The 21,926-nt window shown below is 34.7% G+C and carries 26 protein-coding genes; 22 read left to right on the top strand and 4 right to left on the bottom strand.

All coding sequences use genetic code 11. The features are described 5' to 3' along the window. The first annotated feature begins 32 nt into the window (after positions 1 to 32). The 4 genes from ACZ47B_RS04025 (at position 33) to ACZ47B_RS04010 (ending at position 5,470) form a co-directional block, all read left to right on the top strand. On the top strand, positions 33 to 1,535 hold the full coding sequence (locus ACZ47B_RS04025; protein WP_464895399.1) for a response regulator: 1,503 nt from the start codon (positions 33 to 35) through the stop codon (positions 1,533 to 1,535). Continuing rightward, positions 1,525 to 2,268 carry an oxygen-binding di-iron domain-containing protein gene (locus ACZ47B_RS04020; RefSeq protein ID WP_464895398.1) on the top strand — a complete coding sequence of 248 codons (744 nt, stop codon included), beginning with the start codon at positions 1,525 to 1,527 and terminating at the stop codon, positions 2,266 to 2,268. Before ACZ47B_RS04025 ends, ACZ47B_RS04020 begins: the two co-directional genes overlap by 11 nt. Further along, the gene (locus tag ACZ47B_RS04015; RefSeq protein ID WP_464895397.1) at positions 2,247 to 4,289 is read left to right on the top strand and encodes an ATP-binding protein; all 2,043 of its coding nucleotides are present in this window, start codon (positions 2,247 to 2,249) and stop codon (positions 4,287 to 4,289) included. Before ACZ47B_RS04020 ends, ACZ47B_RS04015 begins: the two co-directional genes overlap by 22 nt. 311 nt (positions 4,290 to 4,600) lie before the next feature. Beyond that, on the top strand, positions 4,601 to 5,470 hold the full coding sequence (locus ACZ47B_RS04010) for a TIGR00341 family protein (RefSeq protein WP_464895396.1): 870 nt from the start codon (positions 4,601 to 4,603) through the stop codon (positions 5,468 to 5,470). A 32-nt stretch (positions 5,471 to 5,502) separates the two neighbouring features. Here the strand turns inward: ACZ47B_RS04010 and ACZ47B_RS04005 are convergent, their stop codons facing one another. The 3 genes from ACZ47B_RS04005 to ACZ47B_RS03995 form a co-directional block, all read right to left on the bottom strand. Next, a complete protein-coding gene (locus tag ACZ47B_RS04005; RefSeq protein WP_464895395.1) occupies positions 5,503 to 6,237 on the bottom strand; it encodes an NYN domain-containing protein in 735 nt (244 codons plus the stop codon). Between the two features lie 63 nt (positions 6,238 to 6,300). Beyond that, positions 6,301 to 7,512, bottom strand: a complete 1,212-nt coding sequence (locus tag ACZ47B_RS04000; protein ID WP_464895394.1) for an argininosuccinate synthase — start codon at positions 7,510 to 7,512, stop codon at positions 6,301 to 6,303. A 45-nt stretch (positions 7,513 to 7,557) separates the two neighbouring features. Continuing rightward, positions 7,558 to 7,854: a hypothetical protein gene (locus ACZ47B_RS03995; RefSeq protein ID WP_464895393.1), complete on the bottom strand. Its 297-nt coding sequence runs from the start codon at positions 7,852 to 7,854 to the stop codon at positions 7,558 to 7,560. Between the two features lie 135 nt (positions 7,855 to 7,989). Here ACZ47B_RS03995 and ACZ47B_RS03990 point away from each other — a divergent pair, with 135 nt between their 5' ends. Genes ACZ47B_RS03990 through ACZ47B_RS03970 form a run of 5 tightly spaced genes read left to right on the top strand, consistent with a single transcriptional unit; the run spans position 7,990 to position 11,596 of the window. Continuing rightward, positions 7,990 to 8,241 carry an RNA-binding S4 domain-containing protein gene (locus ACZ47B_RS03990; protein WP_464895392.1) on the top strand — a complete coding sequence of 84 codons (252 nt, stop codon included), beginning with the start codon at positions 7,990 to 7,992 and terminating at the stop codon, positions 8,239 to 8,241. Continuing rightward, entirely contained in the window at positions 8,234 to 9,226 is a 993-nt protein-coding gene (gene trpD / locus ACZ47B_RS03985) for an anthranilate phosphoribosyltransferase (protein ID WP_464895391.1), read from the top strand. Before ACZ47B_RS03990 ends, trpD begins: the two co-directional genes overlap by 8 nt. Continuing rightward, positions 9,223 to 9,636, top strand: coding sequence for a tRNA (adenosine(37)-N6)-threonylcarbamoyltransferase complex ATPase subunit type 1 TsaE (gene tsaE, locus ACZ47B_RS03980; protein WP_464895390.1), 414 nt, complete (start codon positions 9,223 to 9,225; stop codon positions 9,634 to 9,636). The genes trpD and tsaE overlap by 4 nt, the downstream gene beginning before the upstream one ends. Then, entirely contained in the window at positions 9,629 to 10,351 is a 723-nt protein-coding gene (lptB, locus tag ACZ47B_RS03975; RefSeq protein ID WP_464895389.1) for an LPS export ABC transporter ATP-binding protein, read from the top strand. Before tsaE ends, lptB begins: the two co-directional genes overlap by 8 nt. A gap of 12 nt (positions 10,352 to 10,363) precedes the next feature. Further along, positions 10,364 to 11,596, top strand: coding sequence for an RNA polymerase factor sigma-54 (locus ACZ47B_RS03970; RefSeq protein WP_464895388.1), 1,233 nt, complete (start codon positions 10,364 to 10,366; stop codon positions 11,594 to 11,596). Between the two features lie 5 nt (positions 11,597 to 11,601). Here ACZ47B_RS03970 and kdsB read toward each other — a convergent pair whose 3' ends face one another. Beyond that, positions 11,602 to 12,318, bottom strand: coding sequence for a 3-deoxy-manno-octulosonate cytidylyltransferase (kdsB, locus tag ACZ47B_RS03965; protein WP_464895387.1), 717 nt, complete (start codon positions 12,316 to 12,318; stop codon positions 11,602 to 11,604). A gap of 57 nt (positions 12,319 to 12,375) precedes the next feature. Between kdsB and ACZ47B_RS03960 the strand changes: the two genes are divergently transcribed. The 13 genes from ACZ47B_RS03960 (at position 12,376) to ACZ47B_RS03900 (ending at position 21,895) form a co-directional block, all read left to right on the top strand. Further along, positions 12,376 to 13,068: a tRNA1(Val) (adenine(37)-N6)-methyltransferase gene (locus tag ACZ47B_RS03960; protein WP_464895386.1), complete on the top strand. Its 693-nt coding sequence runs from the start codon at positions 12,376 to 12,378 to the stop codon at positions 13,066 to 13,068. 5 nt (positions 13,069 to 13,073) lie between these two features. After that, positions 13,074 to 13,439 carry a YkgJ family cysteine cluster protein gene (locus ACZ47B_RS03955; protein ID WP_464895698.1) on the top strand — a complete coding sequence of 122 codons (366 nt, stop codon included), beginning with the start codon at positions 13,074 to 13,076 and terminating at the stop codon, positions 13,437 to 13,439. After that, positions 13,421 to 14,698, top strand: a complete 1,278-nt coding sequence (locus ACZ47B_RS03950; protein WP_464895385.1) for a tetratricopeptide repeat protein — start codon at positions 13,421 to 13,423, stop codon at positions 14,696 to 14,698. Before ACZ47B_RS03955 ends, ACZ47B_RS03950 begins: the two co-directional genes overlap by 19 nt. After that, positions 14,695 to 15,483, top strand: a complete 789-nt coding sequence (gene trpC / locus ACZ47B_RS03945; protein WP_464895384.1) for an indole-3-glycerol phosphate synthase TrpC — start codon at positions 14,695 to 14,697, stop codon at positions 15,481 to 15,483. Before ACZ47B_RS03950 ends, trpC begins: the two co-directional genes overlap by 4 nt. Continuing rightward, a complete protein-coding gene (locus ACZ47B_RS03940) occupies positions 15,483 to 15,977 on the top strand; it encodes an HIT family protein (RefSeq protein ID WP_464895383.1) in 495 nt (164 codons plus the stop codon). The genes trpC and ACZ47B_RS03940 overlap by 1 nt, the downstream gene beginning before the upstream one ends. Before the next feature lie 74 nt (positions 15,978 to 16,051). Next, positions 16,052 to 16,336 carry a BrnT family toxin gene (locus ACZ47B_RS03935; protein WP_464895382.1) on the top strand — a complete coding sequence of 95 codons (285 nt, stop codon included), beginning with the start codon at positions 16,052 to 16,054 and terminating at the stop codon, positions 16,334 to 16,336. Further along, positions 16,323 to 16,550, top strand: a complete 228-nt coding sequence (locus ACZ47B_RS03930; RefSeq protein ID WP_464895381.1) for a BrnA antitoxin family protein — start codon at positions 16,323 to 16,325, stop codon at positions 16,548 to 16,550. The genes ACZ47B_RS03935 and ACZ47B_RS03930 overlap by 14 nt, the downstream gene beginning before the upstream one ends. 27 nt (positions 16,551 to 16,577) lie before the next feature. Then, positions 16,578 to 16,877 (top strand): MTH1187 family thiamine-binding protein, encoded by a 300-nt coding sequence (locus ACZ47B_RS03925; RefSeq protein ID WP_464895380.1) that lies wholly within the window; start codon positions 16,578 to 16,580, stop codon positions 16,875 to 16,877. 45 nt (positions 16,878 to 16,922) lie between these two features. Continuing rightward, the gene (locus tag ACZ47B_RS03920) at positions 16,923 to 17,234 is read left to right on the top strand and encodes a putative quinol monooxygenase (protein ID WP_464895379.1); all 312 of its coding nucleotides are present in this window, start codon (positions 16,923 to 16,925) and stop codon (positions 17,232 to 17,234) included. 3 nt (positions 17,235 to 17,237) lie between these two features. Continuing rightward, positions 17,238 to 18,401, top strand: coding sequence for a class II aldolase/adducin family protein (locus tag ACZ47B_RS03915; RefSeq protein ID WP_464895378.1), 1,164 nt, complete (start codon positions 17,238 to 17,240; stop codon positions 18,399 to 18,401). Between the two features lie 37 nt (positions 18,402 to 18,438). Next, entirely contained in the window at positions 18,439 to 20,001 is a 1,563-nt protein-coding gene (gene lsrK, locus ACZ47B_RS03910; RefSeq protein WP_464895377.1) for an autoinducer-2 kinase, read from the top strand. Positions 20,002 to 20,013: 12 nt separating this feature from the next. Then, positions 20,014 to 21,459, top strand: a complete 1,446-nt coding sequence (gene pyk, locus ACZ47B_RS03905; protein ID WP_464895376.1) for a pyruvate kinase — start codon at positions 20,014 to 20,016, stop codon at positions 21,457 to 21,459. A gap of 19 nt (positions 21,460 to 21,478) precedes the next feature. Continuing rightward, on the top strand, positions 21,479 to 21,895 hold the full coding sequence (locus tag ACZ47B_RS03900) for a hypothetical protein (RefSeq protein WP_464895375.1): 417 nt from the start codon (positions 21,479 to 21,481) through the stop codon (positions 21,893 to 21,895). Positions 21,896 to 21,926 lie beyond the last annotated feature (31 nt).

Raw genomic sequence — 21,926 nt, 5'->3', positions numbered from 1 at the left:
TTAGCTTATTTCATATATAAGTTGAGGTTGTCATGCAAGATAAAAGTGATTTGATAAAGCTAAAAAAACTTGCCAAAGATTTGACTATATTGTATGTAGATGACAATAAAGGATTACAGCATCAAGCCCTGAAACTTCTAAAAAATTTTTTTTCAAAAGTATATACCGCAACAAATGGTAAAGAAGGAGTTAAATTATATAAGGAAAATTCTCCTGATATTGTCATAACGGATATAAAAATGCCAGATATGAACGGCTTGGAAATGGCTAAAAAGATAAGAGATATAGACTATGATGCTACTATCATAGTTGCTTCGGCATTTGACGAAAAAGAGTATCTCTTGGATGCTATAGAGATATGTATATCCAAGTATTTAAAAAAACCTATCGCTGTTGATGAGTTGGTTAAAACACTCATAAATATCATAGAAAAAAAAGAGAAAGAGCAAAATATCAAGATATTTGACAAGTATTCGTCAGATATGTTCGAGTATCAAGACTTGATACTTGTACTGCTTGAAAACGATGAAGTGCTCACTATAAACAAAAAAGGTATGGAATTCTTCAATGTTGAAAGCATTGAAGAGTTTAAAAAGCTTTTTAAAAACTTTCGCACTCTGTTTTTAAAATACAAAGACTTTTTAAGCGATGATCCAAAATGGCTTGAAACTATAAAAAACAATGAGGGGAAACTTTTTAGTATCAAGATAAAGGACAGCGAAGAACAAAATAGACACTTTCTGATAAAATCAACGAAAATCCCCAAAAAAGAGGATTATTATATGCTCTCTTTGGATGATGTCACTCAGCTTGGTCTTGTGGATGAAGATGGCAAAGAGCTTAGCGAAGAAGAGAAGCATAAACAGATAGTTGCCATACTAAATGTGATAAAAAGAAACAATTCACCGGTTAAACTGTACAATTACTACAAAGGTTTGTCTATCACAAATACCGGAAATATCACAGAAGCTGATGAAAAACATATTATGATAAAAACGACTTATCTGCAGCTAAGAGCCATACATATAAACAAGTCAACTACGATAGAATCAGAGCTTTTTGGCTCTTACGCACTTGAATGTCAAATGTCGACATTAAATTTTCAAACCCAAAGCGTTGAACTTCAAAATTGCTCATACATACCTTACCTTCCTTCAGAGCAAAGATATGTAAGAGTCATGCCTGAACCTGAAACCAAGGTAGAGTTGCGATTCAATTCCATATTGCTCGATGATCATGTAAATATCATCGACATAAGTTTAAACGGCTGCAATCTTTCACTAAAAACCATACCTGCAGGATTGAAAGAGGGCAGTGTTGTTTTGTTCAGTGCAGAATTGGCCGATAAGGATATGCTCGTCAAATTGGTAAATATAAAATCACAAGTTTTAAAAATTAGAGAGGAAGAAAAAGATTTTAAAATGGTAGTAAAATTTGAGATCCAGCAAGAGCAGAAAAAAAAGCTTACAAATTACATAGCCAAAAGACAGATGGCTTTGATAAGAGAGTTCAAAGGATTGGAATATGCAAAATGAGCAAATTATATATGATGATGGTATACACAAATGTATAAAGTTTAGTTTTGACAACGAGGAAGTCGAAGAGAGCTTTTTGGCGGTAAATCAGTACCTTATCATTCAAAACAATTCTGCCGTTCTTGTAGATCCAGGAAGTCAGGCAAGTTATGATGAACTTTTTGATGCCATAACAAAATATATAGATATAGAAAATTTAAAATATATATTTTACTCGCATCAAGACCCCGATGTTGCAGGATCCATTGCAGAGTGGTCGGTAAGTTCTCCGGCAAAACATATAGTTTCAAAACTATGGGTAAGGTTTATGAGCCATTACGGTCTTATGAACTTCAATAAGCTTATACCCTTAGAAGATGGAGGGGCTAAGATATCTTTTGGAAAAGATTATCTAAAGTTCATTCCGGCTCATTTTTTGCATAGTCCGGGTAGCTTTTCATTGTATGACAGTAGATCGAAGATACTTTTTAGTGGTGATATAGGAGCAAGTATCACAAAAGAGTATAGCAGTGATAAAAAAAGTGTAAAATTTGATGATATAAAAGAATCCATGGAGGCTTTTCATCAAAGATACATGGCAGGTAATCACCTTTGCAGACTTTGGTGTAAAAGAGTAAAAAAGTATGATATAAATCTTATGGCTCCTCAACACGGTTCGCTTTTAGAAAAAGAGGAGTTTGAAAAATTTCTTGTCTGGTTCGAAGAGTTACAATGTGGTGGAGATTTGATGTGAAACTAAGAACAAAGATAACGGTCGTAACCCTGCTAAGTGCTATGGGGCTCATGGCACTTATGGCGGTTGTATATCTTAAATTTTCATATGATGAAGAGCTTGGCAATACAAAAAGCAAACTCATAACTTATAGCAAAGATATAGCTTATCATATAGAAAAAGAGCTTTTAAAAGACTTGGAAATAGTCAAAACTTTACAAAGTGCGTATATGGTCAAATCTTATCTTTATGAAAGTGACAACGCATATGCAGGTTTATCCCTGAAGGAGAGAGAAAAGAAACTCATAATGCTAAATAAAAAATGGATGCAAACCACAAACCCAGAAGATCCTTTTATAAAAAAATATACGGACAATCTACTTGCAAAATATCTAAAAAAACAAGAAGCCATACTTCCCGGTTTTTATGGAGAAATTTTTATAACAAACAGATATGGAGCTGTAGTAGCATCAACAAGTAAGCTGACCACTTTCGAGCATAACCAAAAGTACTGGTGGCAAGAGTGTTATGCAAATGGTAAAGGAAAAGTCTTTTTTGATGACAGAGGATATGATGATAGTGTAAAGGGGTATGTTCTAGGTATCGTTGTACCTATAAAAGATAGAGGCAACATCATAGGTATCATCAAGGCAAATATAAAAGTAACCGCGCTTTTAAAAGATGCCATAGATGAGTATAGCAAGATAAATTTTGTAAAAGCCAAAGTAGTTAGAACCAAGGGCTTGATAGTTTATGAAGAGGGAGTTATACCACTTAGTCAAAGAGTTCCTTTATCAGTTGTCAAAAGGCTGAAGACTTTAAAATCCGGAAGTCTTGAGCTAAACTCAAACGGTAAAAGATATCTTGTAGGTTACTCGCCTATAAAACTGTCTTTAAGGAGTAAGGGCATAGTTTTTGGTGGAAGTAAAGCAAGTATGGACCACAAACTTGGAAATGATGGTGAAATCTGGCATGTATTGGCAGGCATAAATGAAAGGATAATTTTTGATGGAGTTGTAAAACATACTTTAAAGATATTTGCCATAGGTGTACTCTTTACTGTTATAATGCTGCTGTATCTTTTTTATCTTATATCCAAGATAAGCAAACCATTGGTAGAGTTGAGTGAAGCTGTAAAAGAGATTGGAAAGGGAGAGTGGGGTATAGAGTTGAATCCTCAAAGTGATGATGAGATAGGGGAATTGACCAAGTCGTTTATGGACATGTTGGAAAATCTCAAAAAAACAACTGCTTCAAAAAAAGAGTTGGAAAAAGAGATACAAGAGAGGATAAAAGCTCAAGGAGAGTTGAAGAAAAAGGATAAACTTCTTCTACTGCATGCAAGAGAAGCGGCTATGGGTGAAATGATGGGCATGATAGCACATCAGTGGAGACAACCCATAAGTGTAATGTCTATGGCGGTAAACAATCTCTTGGTTGAGATTGAGCTTAGGGAGTTAAAAGAAGAGAGTGCTAGGGAGTGCGCTAAAGATGTGCTGTATGAAACTTCATATCTTTCTCAAACCATAGATGACTTTAGAAATTTCTTTAAACCAGATAAAGAAAAAGAGTTGATAAAGATAAAAGATGTATTTGACAAATCTCTTAAAATAATTGGGAAAACACTTGAAAATAACGATATACAAGTGGATTTATCCGGTGATTTGGATACGAAAGTATATACTTACGCCAATGAACTTTCCCAGGTTTTTATCAATCTTTTTTCTAACACAAAAGATGCGTTTTTGGAAAACAATATTAAAGATAGATACATAAAAGCAGAAGTAAAATCAGATAAAAATAGTATCCATATAGAGATATGTGATAATGCCGGAGGGGTGAAAGATGATGTAATGGATAAGATATTTGAGCCCTACTTTAGCACAAAAAATGAAAAAAACGGTACCGGGATAGGGCTTTATATGTGTAGGATGATCATCCAAAAGCATAATCAGGGTAAAATTTATGCAAAAAATGTAAAAGATGGTGTCTGTTTTGTGATAGAGCTGCCTTTGTCGGAGGATAAAAGAAGTGAAAAATGATTGGAATCTATAAGGTATATTTTTACGGAAGTTGAGTATTTTTATATACAGAGGATGATGAAAAAGATAGTAAAATATAAAATCAAATTTTAATCTAAAATTTCGTAGATAAAAAACCAAATATGATATAATATTCTATACTATAAAAATACAATAGGTGGCTGTATTGGAAATAAGATGGCTTTAAGATTGATAGAAGTGATAGCTTCAAAAACAAAAAAGATGCCATTGATGCTTTTAAAATAAAAGAAAAGATAGTAGATGCATGGCAGGAAGAGAATTCGAGGTCAGATTTTATATTTAAGTTCTTGGTGGAAGCTGAGAATTCTTCAATTCTTATAGATAAAATTTCAAGACTTTTCACAAAAGAGGAGAAATTTAGAATTATTGTGCAAAATGTCGAAGCAACACTACCTTTCGTTGAAGTACCTTCTCAAAAAACCATTGTTAAAAAAGAAATTGGAAAACTTGCCATCAGTAGAGAAGAACTTTACAATCAAGTAGTCGGTATGGTCCGGTTAAATTATCTATATATTTTCTTGGTAACACTCTCTGCTATCATAGCAGCTTTTGGATTTATGGAGGATAAATGGAGCGTTATCATAGGTTTTATGGTTGTTGCACCTTTGATAGCTCCAAATATTGCTGTTTCATTAAGCATCGTACTGGGTCATAAAGAGTTGGGAAAAATGGGTTTTATATCCATGGGAGCAGGTATAGTTTTGACTCTGATTTTATCATGGATAATAGGAGAAATTTTTCATCCTGATTTATCATCAAAAGCTTTACAAGGATCATTATTATTTGGTTATTCTGATATCATAGTAGCGTTTGCATCAGGTGTTGCGGGTGTTTTGGCTTTTACTACTGGTACATCATTTGCACTTATTGGAGTTATGGTTTCTATCTCGCTTCTTCCTCCTTTGGTAGCAGCAGGGCTTTTGCTCAGTATGGCAGAATATCCCTTGTTTATTAATGCTTTAATACTATTCTTTATCAATTTCATATCTTTAAATTTGGCAGGTGTTATAACATTTTGGTTTCAAGGTATTAGACCCAAGAATTGGTGGGAAGCAAAAAAAGCGGTCAAATACAGAAAAATTGCAATAGCTGGATGGTTCATCCTTTTAGTATTGCTGATAATAGGCATATACGGAAAACACAACGGGTGGATATATTAGATTTGAGTTCAGGTGATTAATGAGCAATGCCACTAACGTGACATTCTTTTATCTCTGATGTACATTGATTTTCCATCATTTCTCATCTCTTCATCAAACAAATCAGTTGCTCTTATCAAATCACCCAGTTTTTTGTAGCCGTAGTTGATGGCCGAGAAAGAGCTGTTGTTTGATATATAGTTTCCAACTTTGCTCATAAGTGCCCAACCGTCATCCTCGGATGACTGTTCTACAGCTGTTCTTAAAAGTCTTACAAGATAAGTATCTTTTCTCAATTTTGTCTTACTCATTTTTTCAGGTTTTTTGGCGGGATTTAGCTTGTCTTCTATCTCAGCAACAAGATTTTCCGTATAAATAAACGGTGAGCAGGCATCAACAAAAGGTTTGGGGGTTTTCTTCTCCCCAAAACCATATACAGGTAACCCGCTCTCAAGTATCCTGAGCACCAAGGGAGTAAAGTCACTATCGCTGGTCATAAGAGCAAATGCATCAATATTCCCGCTGTAGAGAAGATCCATTGCATCTATGATCATTGCCGAGTCAGTAGCGTTTTTACCCTTTGTGTATGCAAACTGCTGCATAGGCCGTAAAGCATGAGGGTGTAGCTTTTCTTTCCACCCTGAAAGAGAAGAGCTGTTCCAGTCTCCATGAGCATGGCGTACATTTACCATCCCGTACTTTGCCAACTCTTCCAAAACTCCCTCTATGGAATTGTGGCTTACATTGTCACAATCTATGAGTAGAGCTATTCTTTTTCTTTCCTCCACAATTTTCTCCCTTGATATGATGCTATTTGTCGTTAAGTCTTATACGATAAAATAATTTGTATGTTATTTTCGGACTTTTCCTTCTATGATAAGCCTTAAAGCCTGAAGTTTTATAAAACCTGCCGCATCTTTTTGGTTGTAAACTTCATCCTCTTCAAATGTGCAATAATCAGCATCAAAAAGTGAATTTGGCGACTTTCTGCCGACTACCGTGACATTTCCTTTGAAAAGCTTTAGTCTAACCGTGCCGTTTACGCTTTCTTGGGTTTTATCTATGGCAGCTTGAAGCATCTCTCTCTCAGGTGCAAACCAAAAGCCGTTGTAAACCATAGTGGCATATTTTGGCATGATTTCATCTTTGGTGTGGGCTGCTTCTCTATCAAGTGTGATGCTTTCTATGGCTCTATGGGCTTTTAAGAGTATAGTGCCACCCGGAGTTTCATAGCAGCCTCTACTTTTCATACCGACAAATCTGTTTTCAACTATATCAACTCTTCCTATACCGTGAGTTCCTCCCAAATCATTTAATCTTTTTAACATAGTAGCAGGAGATAGTTTTTCACCGTTTAAACTAACAGGGTCTCCTTTTTCAAACTCTATCTCTATATACTCAGGAGTATTTGGAGTAAATTCTATGGAGTTTGTCCATCTCCACATACTATCTTCAGGCTCAGCCCATGGGTCTTCAAGTATGCCTCCCTCATAAGAGATATGAAGCAAGTTTGCATCCATAGAATATGGTGATTTTTTACCGTGTCCTTCTATCTTGATACCATGTTTTGCGGCATAGGCAAGTAGTTTTTCTCTGCTGTTTAAGTCCCACTCTCTCCAAGGAGCTATAACTGTAAGATCAGGGTTTTTGCTCAAATAACCGAGTTCAAATCTTACCTGGTCATTTCCTTTGCCGGTTGCTCCGTGACTTACCGTATCAGCTCCGGTTTGTTTAGCGATTTCTACTTGTCTTTTTGCTATAAGTGGTCTTGCTATGGAAGTTCCAAGAAGATACTCACCCTCATATATGGCATTTGCTCTAAACATTGGAAAAACATAATCTTTTACAAACTCTTCTCTTAAATCCTCTATAAAAATATTTTCCGGTTTTATTCCAAGAGCCAAAGCTTTCTCACGTGCCGGCTCAACCTCTTCGCCTTGACCGATATCTGCTGTAAAAGTTACAACTTCGGCATTGTACTCATCTTGAAGCCATTTTAGTATAACACTTGTATCAAGCCCGCCGCTATAAGCTAAAACTACTTTTTTTACATTATTTTTCATCATTTTTCTCCATACAATATATTTTATTTAAAAGATAAAAAACCACTACATACCTTTCCAATTGGCATGTTCTAATTTTAAAAATCTTTGTTTTTCTTCTTCACTCATTATCTTCTCATTAAATTCAAATGAAACATTTAAGCTTTTTAAAGCCGAAGTGACGGAATTGATAAGCATATCTCTTATAGGTATACCATCAAACGGCCATGAAAATGTTGCTGTTACTTTATTTTTTTCAGGGTCTATATCGATATTTTGAAGTATTCCCAAGGTTGTTAAACTTGCATTGATAGCCGGATGTTGAACTGATTCTATGGTTGATATCACTTTGGCGAAATCCATAATAATCCTTTAATTATTAAAATAAAAATGTATTATACCACTTTTTAAAAATTTTATGAAATAAGCAAAAAACATTCCATTATATAAGCACTTTTTATAGTAAAATTTTATAAAATACACTCTAAAAGGTAGAAAATGAGAATAGATAAATTTTTAAACAGTGTAAATATAACCAAAAGAAGAGCGGTTTCTGAAGATATGTGCAAAAGTGGAGTTGTTAGCATAAATGGAAAAGTTGCAAAACCTGCAAAAGATGTCAAAGTGGGAGATATCATAGAGATAAAATATCTTGAAAGAGTTGAGAGATATGAAGTTTTGCAGATTCCGGTAACTAAAAGTATCCCAAAAAGTAAAAAAGATGAATATGTGAGGTTAAAAAATGTTTAATGAAGCTAAAAAGAGGTTTGAAAAACTGTTTGAAGGTAAGATGGACGAAAATGAGGCAAGAGAGTTTCTCGTGGAGCTTTATAAAAGAGGCGAAAGTGCTGAAGAGATAGCGGCAGCTACAGAAGTTATGAGAGAGCATTCTATAAAGCTCGATATTGATGAAGAGTTGAAAGATAAGCTTATCGATATAGTTGGAACAGGTGGAGATAAAAGTAACAGTTTCAATATCTCAAGTACGGTAGCTTTGCTTTTGCCAAGTCTTGGATGTGCGGTCGCAAAACACGGAAACAGAGCCATAACAAGCAGTAGTGGAAGCGCGGACATGCTTGAAGCACTCGGAATCAATCTAAATTTAGGCATAAAAGAACAGACCGCTATGCTAAAAGAGTGCGGTTTTACTTTTTTATTTGCGATCAATCATCATCCGGCTATGAAGTACATCATGCCGGTTAGAAAAAGTTTGAACCACAGAACTATCTTCAATATCCTTGGACCTCTGACAAACCCTGCAGGAGCTAAAAAGTATCTCATAGGAGTTTTTAGTGATGAGTTTTTAAACAGGATAGTTGTGGGTCTTAGTATGTTAGATACAAAAAGTGCCATAGCCGTAAGCAGTAGAGACGGATTGGATGAGGTAAGTATATGTGATATAACGTATGCTACTTTACTAAAAGATAAAAGAACGACTGACTTTATCATAGATCCTCAGGAATTTGGTTTTAAGCTGTATCATAAAGATGCCATAAAAGGTGGAAGCGCAAAAGAAAATGCGCAAATCACAAGAGATATACTTGAGGGAAAAGAAGAGGATGCAAAAAGAGATATAGTTTTACTAAATGCCGGAGTTGCTTTGTTTGTTGATGGAAAAGCAAGAGATATAAAAGAGGGCATTGAGATGGCTAAAGAGGCTATCGGTAGTGGCAAAGCAAAAAATAAACTTGATGAGATCATCAAAGTATCAAATCAATTGGGCACTAAAGCGTGAGTAAAATCGAATGTGGTTTTAATGAGATAGGTATCGTCATAGACAAGCTCAAACAAGTCATAGATGAAAAAGATATCATCGTGCTTCTTCAAGGGGACTTGGCTAGCGGTAAAACCACTTTGGTTAAAGCCTATGTAGAGTCACTTGGCTTAAAAGATGAGGTTACAAGCCCTACATTTTCGCTTCAAAGCCGTTATGGAGAGAAAATATATCACTATGATGTTTACAATACAACTTTGGAGGATTTTATCTCTCTTGGTATGCTTGAAGAGCTTGAAAAAGAGGGAATTCATTTTGTAGAGTGGGGTGATGAAAAATTGGAAAAACTGCTTGAAAATGTAGGTATGGACAATATTAAGGTAAAGATTTCCATAAAAGATGATAAAAGAGAGTATAATATAGATGCATAAGTTAAAAGTTCAACATTTAGAGAAGATTATAAAAAAGACAAAGATCATAGATGATATATCACTTGAAGTAAAAAGTGGCGAGATAGTGGGGCTTTTGGGACCAAACGGTGCGGGTAAAACCACTACTTTTTATATGATATGCGGTCTTATAGAAGCGACAAACGGCAAGATATACCTTGACAATCAGGACATATCGCTTTTGCCGCTTCATAAAAGAGCGAAGATGGGCATAGGGTATCTTCCACAGGAGTCCAGTATCTTTAAAGACTTAAGTGTGGAAGAAAATATCGCTTTGGCATGTGAAGTGATATATAAAACAAAAGAGGAAGTCGATAAAAGAGTAGATGAACTGCTGGAGCTTTTAAATATAGAGCCCATAAGACGACGAAAAGCCCAAAATCTAAGCGGTGGAGAGAGAAGAAGATGTGAAATAGCAAGAGCTTTATCATTAAAACCGAAGTTTTTACTTCTTGATGAACCTTTTGCCGGAGTCGATCCCATAGCCGTTGCAGATATACAAAATATCATAAAAGAGTTGGCGTCACTCAAGATAGGTATACTTATAACCGATCACAACGTAAGGGAGACACTCTCTATCTGTGATAAGGCTTATGTTATAAAAGACGGAGCTTTGCTTGCTAGTGGAAGTGCCAACGAGATATTTGAAAACAAACTTGTTAGAACTTACTACTTAGGTAGTGGTTTTAAATTGTAACAAGGAAGGGCGGTGAAGTTAAGGCAGGCTGGCACTACTAAGCTTTCACTCTCCTCAACTCTAAGGAGTTGGCTTCCTATACTTCAAGCCGATTTGGAATCACTTGAAGAAACACTAGAACCATTTGTTGAAGAAAATCCTTTCATATCCATAAAATCCGGTTTTGAAAGAAGTTCACTTTACAGCGACAAAGCATATACCGGTGAAATTATAGAATCACTCAGTTTTAGTGAAAAATCTCTTTATGATGTATTGAACGAACAGGTAACCCCACCTCTTTTTCCAACCCAAAGATCACAAAAGATAGCATATGCTATCATAGAAAATATAGACCAAGAGGGGTATTTTGCAGGAGATATAAGAAAGATAGCAAGAGAGATAGGCTGCGATAAAGAGGGCGTTGAAAGGATAAGACAAAGGTTTTCCTATATGGAGCCTGTCGGTATAGGTGCAAAGGATATCTTGGAGAGTTTTCTTTTTCAACTGAATGATTTTGATATAGATAGTGATATAAATACACTTGTAAAAAAACTCATATACAATTTTGACAATATGCAGGAATTTTGCAATGAAAATGGGTTTGAAGAAGCCATAGGCATCATAAAAAAATTTAAAAATCCTCCGGCCATAGAGTATATGCAAGAATCAAAACAAGTCATACCCGATATCTATATAAATGAGAGCAAAAATGGTATCGAGATAGATATCAACAGTACCTTTTATCCTCAGGTAGTACTTGATATCGACGGAGTAAATGAAAGCGAAGAGTATGTCAAGCAAAAAGTAAAAAGTGCCAAAGACCTCATAGATGCTTTGGAGATGAGAAAAGCTACACTCTACAAGATAGGGCTTATGATACTCGAGTATCAGTATGATTTTTTCAAAGGCGGGGCCATAAAGCCTATGAAACTTAAGGATTTGGCTGTTGAGTTGGAAAGAAATCCTTCGACCATATCGAGGGCCATATCCAACAAATATCTCTCTTGCAACAGAGGTATATTTGCATTGAAAGACTTTTTCAGTACTGCAATCGACGAAAATATATCAAGTGCATCCATAAAGGAGTTTATAAGTGATTTGATAAAAAAAGAGGATAGAAAAAAGCCTATAAGCGATATGAAAATCCTTCAAAAAATCGAAGAGAAATTCGGTATAAAAATAGTACGAAGAACTATCACAAAGTACAGAAAACAACTTGGCATTGCAGGATCGAGTGAAAGAAAAAAACTATATCTGCTAGCTTGAAAAAATCAGCAAAAAGTATCCAGTGCCTTTTGCAAATCCTCTTTTGTATCTATGCCAAAACTCTTGCTCTTAACTTTTATCATAGCTATCTTTTTTCCGTAGTATATGGCGCGTAACTGTTCTAGTTTTTCTATATCTTCAAGAGGTGATGAATGCAAAGTGCAAAAAATGCCAAGAGTTTTTTTCGTAAAACCGTAGATGCCCAAATGTCCGTAGTAATTGTCATATTTTTCTCTATCATAAGGGATCTTGCTTCTTGAAAAATATATGGCATTTTCTTGAAAATCAGTAATGACTTTTACATGGTTTGGATCATTTGCTTCCTTGTCGGTTATGGTCTTATAGCAACTTACCATAAATACATCTTCATTTTTCTCTTTTGCGTTTTTTAATCTATCAAAAACATTTTGGATGATATAAGGCTCTATAAAAGGTTCATCCGCTTGGACATTCACTATGATTTCATCTTCATTTAAGTCTAATTTTTGGACTACTTCGTTTACTCTGTCTGTCCCGCTTTTGTGTTTGTCGCTTGTCATAACGGCTTTATATCCATAATCATTTGCTATCCTTATCACTTCTTCACTATCGGTTGCAATAATGACTTCATCTATGTCTTTTACTCTGTTTGCCGTGGCTATAACCATGGGAAAGCCGTTTATGTTGGCTAAAATTTTTCCTGGAAATCTATTGGAAGCCAATCTTGCCGGTATAATAATCATTTTTTAATACCCTTTTTGATAAAATAAGTATAACTATATCAAAAAGGTATTGAAAATTTGTTTATCTATCAGCAAAAAGGCGGTTACTGTTATAACAGTGACACTCTGTTTTTATATGATTTTATCTCCGGTTTTTCCCCAAAAGGTGATATTTTGGATGTCGGATGCGGATGTGGAGTACTAGGGCTTTTGATAAAAGAGAATTTTCAAGTGAATTTAACCGGCATAGATATACAAAAGAACAATGTCTTTTTATCTGACGTCAATGCAAAAAACAATGACTTTGAAGCCAAATTTATAAACGATGATTTTATAAAGCATAATTTTGATAAAAAGTTTGATTTTATCGTTTCAAATCCCCCATTTCATAAAGGTGATAGTAAACAAAGTCAAAATCTATCAAAAAAAAGAAGTCGTTTTAACGACTCTTTACCGTTAGAGGAGTTCATAAAAAAGTGTAACACTTTGTTGAAACCAAGAGGAGAACTTATCTTTTGCTATGATGTCAATCAAATGGATAAAGTTATAAAAACCCTTGAAAGTTACAAAATCAAAGTAAATGATATAAGGTATATACATCCTTTAGTAGATAAAAATGCTACGGTTTTCTTTGTAAAAGCAAAAAAGAGTTCAAAAAGCTTGGTAAAATGTCATCCACCTTTGATAACACATGAAAATGGGGATTTTACCAAAGAGGTTCAAGAGATATATAAAAAGATAAATTTAAAAAGTTTAAAGTGTGAATTGTGAGTGAAATTATAAGAGAAGATGGATTTGAGTACGGTTTTAAGCCTTCGGCCTGCGAAGAGTGTGATGGCAGATGCTGCAGGGGTGAGAGTGGTTATATATGGGTGAACAATGAAGAGATAAAAAAAATAGCTGAATTTTTAAAATTAGATGAGGAAACCTTCAGAAAAGATTATTTAAATAAGGTAAAATATCGTCACAGTATAAAAGAGGTGAAGATAAAAGGTGAATTTGAATGCATATTTTTTGACAACCAAAAAAACAGTTGTCAAATCTATGAAGTAAGACCCAAACAGTGTAGGACTTTTCCATTTTGGGATTACTTTAAAACACATATAAAAGAGGTAAAAGAAGAGTGTATAGGTATAGTCTGATCATATTTTCCATATTTGTCTTGTTGTTTAACAGCGGATGTGCTCCTAAAAAACCGGCTCCTAAAACCACGACGATAAAACCGTATAAGAATGAAAACAAGTATCTTTTGTATGCTTTTATGCTATCGCAAAATGGTGATCTTAATGGAGCATACGGGTACTTTGTAAAACTCTATGAAAATACAAAAAATATAGCTTATCTGAAGTACGCCATAAGTTTGAGTGCGAAACTTAAAAAGTATGATGATTTTCATCGATTGATAAAGTTGGGTTTGAAAGATTATCCTGATAGTGATGTGCTTAAAAGAGAACTTATCAGATACTATCTGTATAAAAAAGATGATAAAAAAGCCAATGATATGACATTAGAGTTGATTAAAAACTCAAAAAATGAGGAAAATTACAAATTTGCGGGAAGTGTATTTTTAAATCTTAAAAATTATGAGCTTTCATACAAGGCTTTTGAGAAAGCGTACAGTTTTCATTACAATGAAGATATACTCAATAGCATCGCAGATATCCTCTATCTATTTCTAAATAAAAAAGATGAAGCTGTAGCTTATCTTGAAACACATACAAGACTTAGAGGATGTTCAAAAAAAGTATGTTTCAAACTGCTTGATATATATGCAAGAGAAAAAGATATCAACGGATTGATCTCAGTTTACAAAAGACTTTATAACAAGTTCAAAGATGACAAATATGCAAAAAAGATAGTAGAACTTCTTATGTATCAAGGAGAGAAAGAAGAGGCTATAAAATTTTTACAAAAAAACAAGATAGACAAAGAACTCTTAGCGGATATATACATATCCATGAAAGATTTTGACGGAGCATATAAAGTAACGAAAGAGTTGTATGAAAAAACTCACAACTTGAAATATCTAGGTAGAATGGCTATATATGAGTATGAGAGCCATCCCGTAAAAGACAGAAAGCTTTTAAACTCGGTAGTTGAAAAATTTGCAAAAGTGGTTAAAGGCTTGAAGGATCCTTTGTATCTTAACTATTACGGGTACTTACTTATAGATCATGATTTGGATATAAAAAAAGGTATCAAACTTGTCAAGGAAGCACTCAAATACGATCCAAACTCTCCATACTATCTTGACTCACTTGCTTGGGGATACTACAAGATAGGCAAATGCAAAGAAGCTAAAAAACTTATAGAGAGAGTTTATCAAATGAGTAAAGATAAAGAAGTCAAAAAGCACATAGATGCCATAACAAAATGCGTAAAGGAAAAAGAGTTAAAATGATACTTGATGATATACTGAAAAAGACAAAAGAAGAACTAGAAAAAAAGAAAAAAGAGTTCCCTCTTGACTGGCTTGGAAGAAGTCTTGCATATAACCCCTATGTTCCAAGAGATATAAAGCCACATCTTACTTCCACAAAAGATGACCCATGCAGAGTGATAGCTGAAGTAAAAAAGGCAAGTCCCAGCAAAGGTGTCATAAGAGAGGATTTTGATCCGCTCTTTATAGCGCAGGAGTATGAAAAAGCAGGAGCAAATGCTATATCGGTTTTAACCGAGCCATTTTTCTTTCAAGGGGATTTGGAGTATTTAACCGGCATCAGAAGATATGTAGCTACTCCGCTTTTGAGAAAAGATTTTATCATAGATAAGTATCAACTTGTTGAAGCACTTGTTTATGGGGCTGATTTTGTACTTTTGATAGCCAAGGCTTTAAGTAAAAAAGAGTTAAAAGAGTTACTTGAGTACACAAGACATCTTGGCATGGAAGCACTGGTGGAGATACATGACAAAGAGGATCTGAAAAAAGCCATACACGCCGGAGCTGACATCATAGGTATAAATCACAGAAACCTTGAAACATTCGATATGGATATGCAACTTTGTGATAAACTTATACCACTTATGCCAAACGGTAAGATCATAGTGGCTGAAAGCGGTATCAATGAAAAAGAAACTATAAAAAGACTTAACAGCATAGGCGTGGATGCCTTTTTGATAGGAGAGCATTTTATGAGGCAGGAAAACATAAGTAAAAGTTTACAAGAGATAAAAAAGGCTGATTGATGGAGTATCTATATGCACCTTGGAGAAGTGAGTATGTTACAAGAAAAAAGATAGAAGGGTGTGTTTTTTGTCATATAAGTAAAAATCCCAAGCTTGATGAGGAGCATTATGTACTCTATAGGGATGAAGTATGTTTTATGGTTATGAATAGATACCCTTACAATCCCGGACACTTCATGATCATCCCTCATCTTCATACCGATACTTTGGAAAAATTGGATGATGATACATGGCTTAGAATGTCAATCTTGGCTAAGAAATCAGTAAAAATGATGAAAGAGGGCTTTGGAGCTATCGGAGTAAATATAGGTATGAACCTCGGAAGTGCCGCAGGAGCAGGCATAGCAGAACATATCCATATGCACATAGTCCCAAGATGGGAAAGAGATACAAACTTCATAACAACCATAGGAGAAACAAGAGTTTACTCTACGGAGTTTCTAAGAGTTTATCATAAGATAAAAGATATGCTACCACAGTATAAGATACAATAAAATTGACATTGTAAATACAAAATGCTATAATTGACTTGCGACATTAACATTCTATAAGTTAGGAATGGCATCATATGAAATTTGAATGGAGTGAAGAAAAAAATAGAGTCAATATAAAAAAACATCATATAAGTTTTGAAGAGGCAAAAGAAGTTTTTATAGATCCTATGCAGATCTCAAAACTTGATCATCGTTTTGATTATTTTGAAGAGAGATGGATTACATTGGGTAGTGCGATAAGAGGCAAAATCGTTGTTGTTGCACATATGTTTTTTGATGAAAATGGAGAGGAAATCATCCGTATCATAAGTGCAAGAAAAGCAAATCAAAAAGAAAGGATTTTTTATGAGCAACATTAAAGATAGAGAAAAATATGATGATTATGAAATATTGGATAATTATGATTTTAGCGATGGTGTTCGAGGCAGGTTTTACAAACCTAAAAAAATACCTGTTACCCTTAGGCTGGATAATGATATAGTCCTGTATTTTAAAAAATTGGCTAGTGAACAAAAAGTTCCTTACCAAACACTTATAAATTCACTACTAAGAAAAAAGATACAAGAGATATAATTCAAAATATATTTAAGGAGTCAAAATATGAGTGTTTTGATGGAGTTTGCCATATTTCCTACGGATAAAGGCGAGAGTGTAAGTAAGTATGTAAGTAAAGTTATAAAAATGATAGATAAAAGTGGGATTAAATATCAATTAACTCCCATGGGAACAGTGATAGAGACAAGAAAACTTAAAGATGCACTTAAAATTCTGGATAAATCATACAAAGTTTTAAAGCCGTACTCAAACAGGGTTTATGCTACGGTCAAATTTGACATAAGAAAGAGAAGAAAAAACGGTATGAAATCAAAGATAAAATCTATAAAAAATAAGATGAAATGAATTTGTAACCATATTATAATAAAATACAACAAGGAGAATTAAAATATGATAACAAAAAGAGTTACTTTCATAGCAAAAAAAGAGTATGTAAGCGAGTTGAAAGAGTTACTCGAGATGATGGTCGTGCCAAGCAAGATGGAAAACGGATGTTTGAACTATAATATTTACCAATACAAAGAAAATCCTCAAAAATTTACAGCTGTTGAAACATGGAGAGATGAAAAATCGCTAAACGGTCATAAAACTTCACCTCATTATAAAGTATACAAAAAGTATTTTGAGCAGTATTGTGAAAAAAAATATACCGATGAGCTTGATTTTTTAGTGACTATTGATGATGTCATAACAAAAGACTGATATATGGTTGCAAATAGGTATGATGACAACATAGCGAAAAAATTTGTAGAGGATGAACTCTCTTTAAGAGTTTATACTTCAAATCTTTTAGGTAGCGATGACGCTCTTGTATTGCAAGGAGGCGGCAATACCTCTTTGAAAAAAGAGGGGATACTTTATGTAAAAGGAAGCGGTTGGGATCTTTCAAGTATCAAAAAAGAGGGTTTTGCTCCGGTTGAGCTTGAAAAACTTCTCGATATGCTTAAACTTGATAGCATGAGCGATAGTAAAATGGTGTCACTGCAAAAAGAAGCTATGATCGATAAAAATGCACCAAACCCTTCCGTTGAAGCCATACTGCATGCCTTCATACCTTTTAAATATGTAGATCATACCCATGCCGATGCTATCGTAACTATCTCAAACTCCAAAAAAGGCAAGGAACTAATAGATAAATTGTATTCAAACTATCTTATTGTACCTTATGTGATGCCCGGATTTGTACTTGCCAAAGAGGTTGCCAAGGCTTCAAAGAGTGTGGATTTTGGTAAGATAGAAGGGATTATACTACATCATCACGGGATTTTTACTTTTGATGATGATGCCAAAAACTCTTATGAAAAGATGATAAAAAGTGTCAATATAGCTGAAAGTTTTTTGGAAAAAAATGCAAAAATTGATTTGAAAGAGATAGAAAAAAGGGATTTTGAGATAGATAAACTAAAAGATTTACTATCCAAATACAAGGGATACGAAGTTGTGTTAAAAACAGACTCTTCAAAACTCTCTTTGAACTACAGTAGGTTACAAAAAGATGAATTAACTCGCGGTGTTTTAACACCTGAACATATCATAAGGACAAAAAGAAAACCTCTTGTTTTAAAAAGAGGAGATGATATGCAAAAAGCCTTGAATGAGTACATAAAAGAGTATAAAAATTACTTTGATAGTTATGCAAAAGATGAGGTGATGTCAAATCCTGCGCCAAACTATGCCGTAATAGAAGACTATGGGATAGTCAGTTTTGGTAAAGATGAAAAAGAGGCAAATATCATACAGGATATAGTTTTACATACGGCAAAAGCGGTTTTAAGAGCCCAAAAACTTGGCGGTTATCTGTCTATATCAGAAAAAGAGAGTTTCGATATGGAGTACTGGGAGCTTGAGCAGGCTAAAATTAGGAAGTGAGGATTTGTACTCTTTGTATTTTTCTTAGGAGGTTTCGATGAAAAAGGGATATTTGCTTGCTTTGGATGCCGGGACGGGTAGTTTTAGAGCCGTACTTTTTGATACTAAGGGAAAACAACTTCATATATCTCAAGAAGAGTGGACTCATCTAAGTGAAGATGGGATTGATGGGAGTATGGGATTTGACTGCATAAAAAATTACGAAATCATCAAAAAGTGTATAAATGATATAACTAAAAAAGTAAATCCCGATGATATCTTAGCTTTAAGTGCCACCTCTTTTAGAGAAGGAATAGTGGTATATGATAAGGATAAAAAAGAGCTTTGGGCAGTTGCAAATGTCGATGCAAGAGCTTCCAAAGAGGTAAAGCATTTAAAAAATGAGTATCAAGGGTTGGAAGAAAGATTTTATGAGATTTCAGGTCAAACTTTTGCTCTTGGCGCATTGCCAAGACTTCTTTGGCTAAAAAACAATAAACCTGATATTTATAAAAAAGTGGCTTTTTTCTCTATGATAAGTGATTGGATACTTTATAAATTAGGTGGTATTATCGCGAGTGATCCAAGCAATGCCGGGACAAGCGGGATTTTTAGCCTGAAAAAACGAAAATACTCTAAGAAAATGGCAAAGATAGTTGGCATTAAGAGTGATATATTTCCTAAGATTTTAGAAAGCGGTGAAGTTTTGGGAAATGTCACGAAAAAAGCTTCGAAAGAGTGTGGCTTGAGTCAAAAAACAAAAGTTGTGATGGGTGGCGGAGATGTGCAACTTGGATCAGCCGGGCTTGGAGTAGTAGATGAGGGTGATGTTGCCGTGCTTGGAGGAAGTTTTTGGCAACAGGTCGTAAATATACCTCTTTCAATGAAGCCTTCAAAAGATATGAGTATCAGGATAAATCCACATGTCATAAAAGATCAATCCCAAGCCGAAGGGATAACTTTTTTTAGCGGTTTGATAATGAGATGGTTCAGGGATGCTTTTTGTGATAGAGAAAAAGAAATAGCACTAAAAAAAGGTAAAGATGTATATGATATACTCCAAGAAGAAGCCAAAAAAGTACCTGCTGGATCTTATGGAATTTTACCTGTATTTAGTGATGAGATGAAGTATGGCAAATGGTATCATGCAAGCCCAAGCCTTATAAATCTTTCAATAGATCCAGAAACTTGTAACAAATACTCTATCTTTAGGGCTTTGATGGAAAATGCAGCAATTGTTTCAAAACTCAATCTTGCCAAAGTCAGGAAGTTTAGTAAAATTCAGCCAAAAAGTATCATCTTTGCCGGAGGTGCAAGCAAGGGTGAGCTTTGGTCACAGATACTAAGTGATGTTTTAGGAGTGGAAGTAAAAGTTCCCAAAGTTAAAGAGGCTACCGCACTTGGAGCGGCTATGAGTGCGGGTATAGGGGTTGGCATATATAAGGATTTTAAAGATGCTTCCAAAAAATTGGTAAAAATCGAAAAAATATACCAGCCAAACAAAAAAAATGAAAAAATTTACAAAGAGATAGCAATGAGATGGAAGAAAGTATATAAAGTACAGCTTAAACTTGTCGATAAAAACTTGACTGATTCTTTGTGGAAAGCACCCGGAATATAAAGGAGACATTATATGAAAAAAAGAACGAAAATATTGGCTACGGTCGGACCTGCAAGTGACAGCATTGAAGTATTGGAAGGGCTTATAAAAGCGGGAGTCAATGTATTTAGACTCAATTTTAGTCATGGTACGCACGAGTATCACTCTAAAGTTTTAAGTCATATAAGAGAGGCTGAAAAAAATATATCTGCCTATATCGGGATACTTCAAGATATCTGCGGTCCTAAGATAAGAGTCGGAAAACTTGAGAGTGATTTTGAACTAAATGAAGGTGACATACTTCTTTTTGAGAAAAAAGAGTGTATTGGAAAAAAGATAGATAACGGCAAATACAAGATAAGTATCAATAGACCTGAAATTCTCGATAAATTAAAAGCGGGTGAATATATATATCTTTATGACGGCAATATAAAAGCAAAAGTGATAAAAACCGGTGATAAAGTGGAGGCTTTGGTTGAAAATAATGGAAAACTCTCTTCGAACAAGGGTGTAAATTTCCCAAATACCGTGTTAAATCTTGATATCATCACAGAAAAAGACGAAAAAGATTTGGAATGGGGAGCTAAAAACGGAGTAGATTTTGTAGCAGTATCTTTTGTGCAAAATGCCAAAGATGTACTGAAAGTAAAAGAGCTTTTAAAAAAGTATGGCTCAAGAGCACAAGTTATAGCTAAAATCGAAAAGTTCGATGCAGTTGAAAACATAGATGAAATCATAGAAGTAAGTGACGGCGTAATGGTAGCAAGAGGAGATCTCGGCATAGAGGTACCTTACTACAAGGTTCCAAGTATCCAAAAAAGAATCATCAGAAAAGCAAATGCAGCTTCAAAACCCGTCATAACAGCTACTCAAATGCTTTTATCCATGGCTGAAAAGGAGATGGCAACAAGAGCCGAGATAAGCGATGTGGCAAATGCGGTACTTGACGGTACAGATGCGGTAATGCTCTCAGAAGAGAGCGCCATAGGAAAGTATCCTGTCAATGTTGTTGAAGTCATGTCAAATACTATCATAGAAACCGAAAGTGTATATCCTTACAATAAATTTGACAGATACAAATTTAATGATGAAACAGACATCGTCTCTTCCGCGACCGCAAAATTGGCAAAGGATTTGAATGTAGAGGGTATATTATCCATAACCAGTTCAGGCGGATCAGCAAAAAAACTTGCAAGGTACAGGATAAAGCAGCCGATTTGTGCGATAACGCATGATGATATAACCGCAAGGTCTCTTACTCTGGTTTGGGGTGTAGTTCCTACTATGAGCGTTGAAAAGATGAATCTTAATTTGATACTGGCTTCCGTTTTAAGTAAAGCCATTATGCAAAAGATAGTTGATCTGGATAAAACATACATTGTAACAGCCGGATTTCCTACAGGAGTTCCCGGAAGTACGAACTTCATAAGGATTTTAAAAAGAGAACAAATGGAGTATTATGCTGATTTTGTCATGTAGTTTTGTATGGTGAGGATAAATGAAACTTGAGGAGTTGACTCATTTTTTTCTTATCCCGTTTGCCATAGGTCTTATAGGTGGAGCATCGGCATATATTTTTCGTATTCTTGTCAAGTTTTTTACTACGATTTTTGATGCTGTGTTTGTATTTCATTCTCCTTATTTTGTATTTGTAACTATGCCTCTTATCTTTTATCTTTCCAATTTTTTGATATCTCACCATTTGATAAATTCATCAAATGTCACATTGGACAATATAGCGAAAAAAATATCTCTAATGAGTGGAAAGTTTTCACATATCAAGGGATTTTTGGTTTTACTTTTAAGTTCATTTAGTATAGGTTTTGGAGTTCCCATAGGAAGAGAAGGTCCTATCGCAAAACTTGGAGGTTTAAGTTCTGAAGTTTTTACGAAAATCATCAAACCCCAAGGCTAAATTTACCCATATATCTTAGTGCCGGTGTTTC

This window comes from Thiofractor thiocamini (assembly GCF_055384375.1).
Note: the sequence above shows the minus strand (reverse complement) of the source record. Positions and strands in the feature narration are given on the sequence as shown.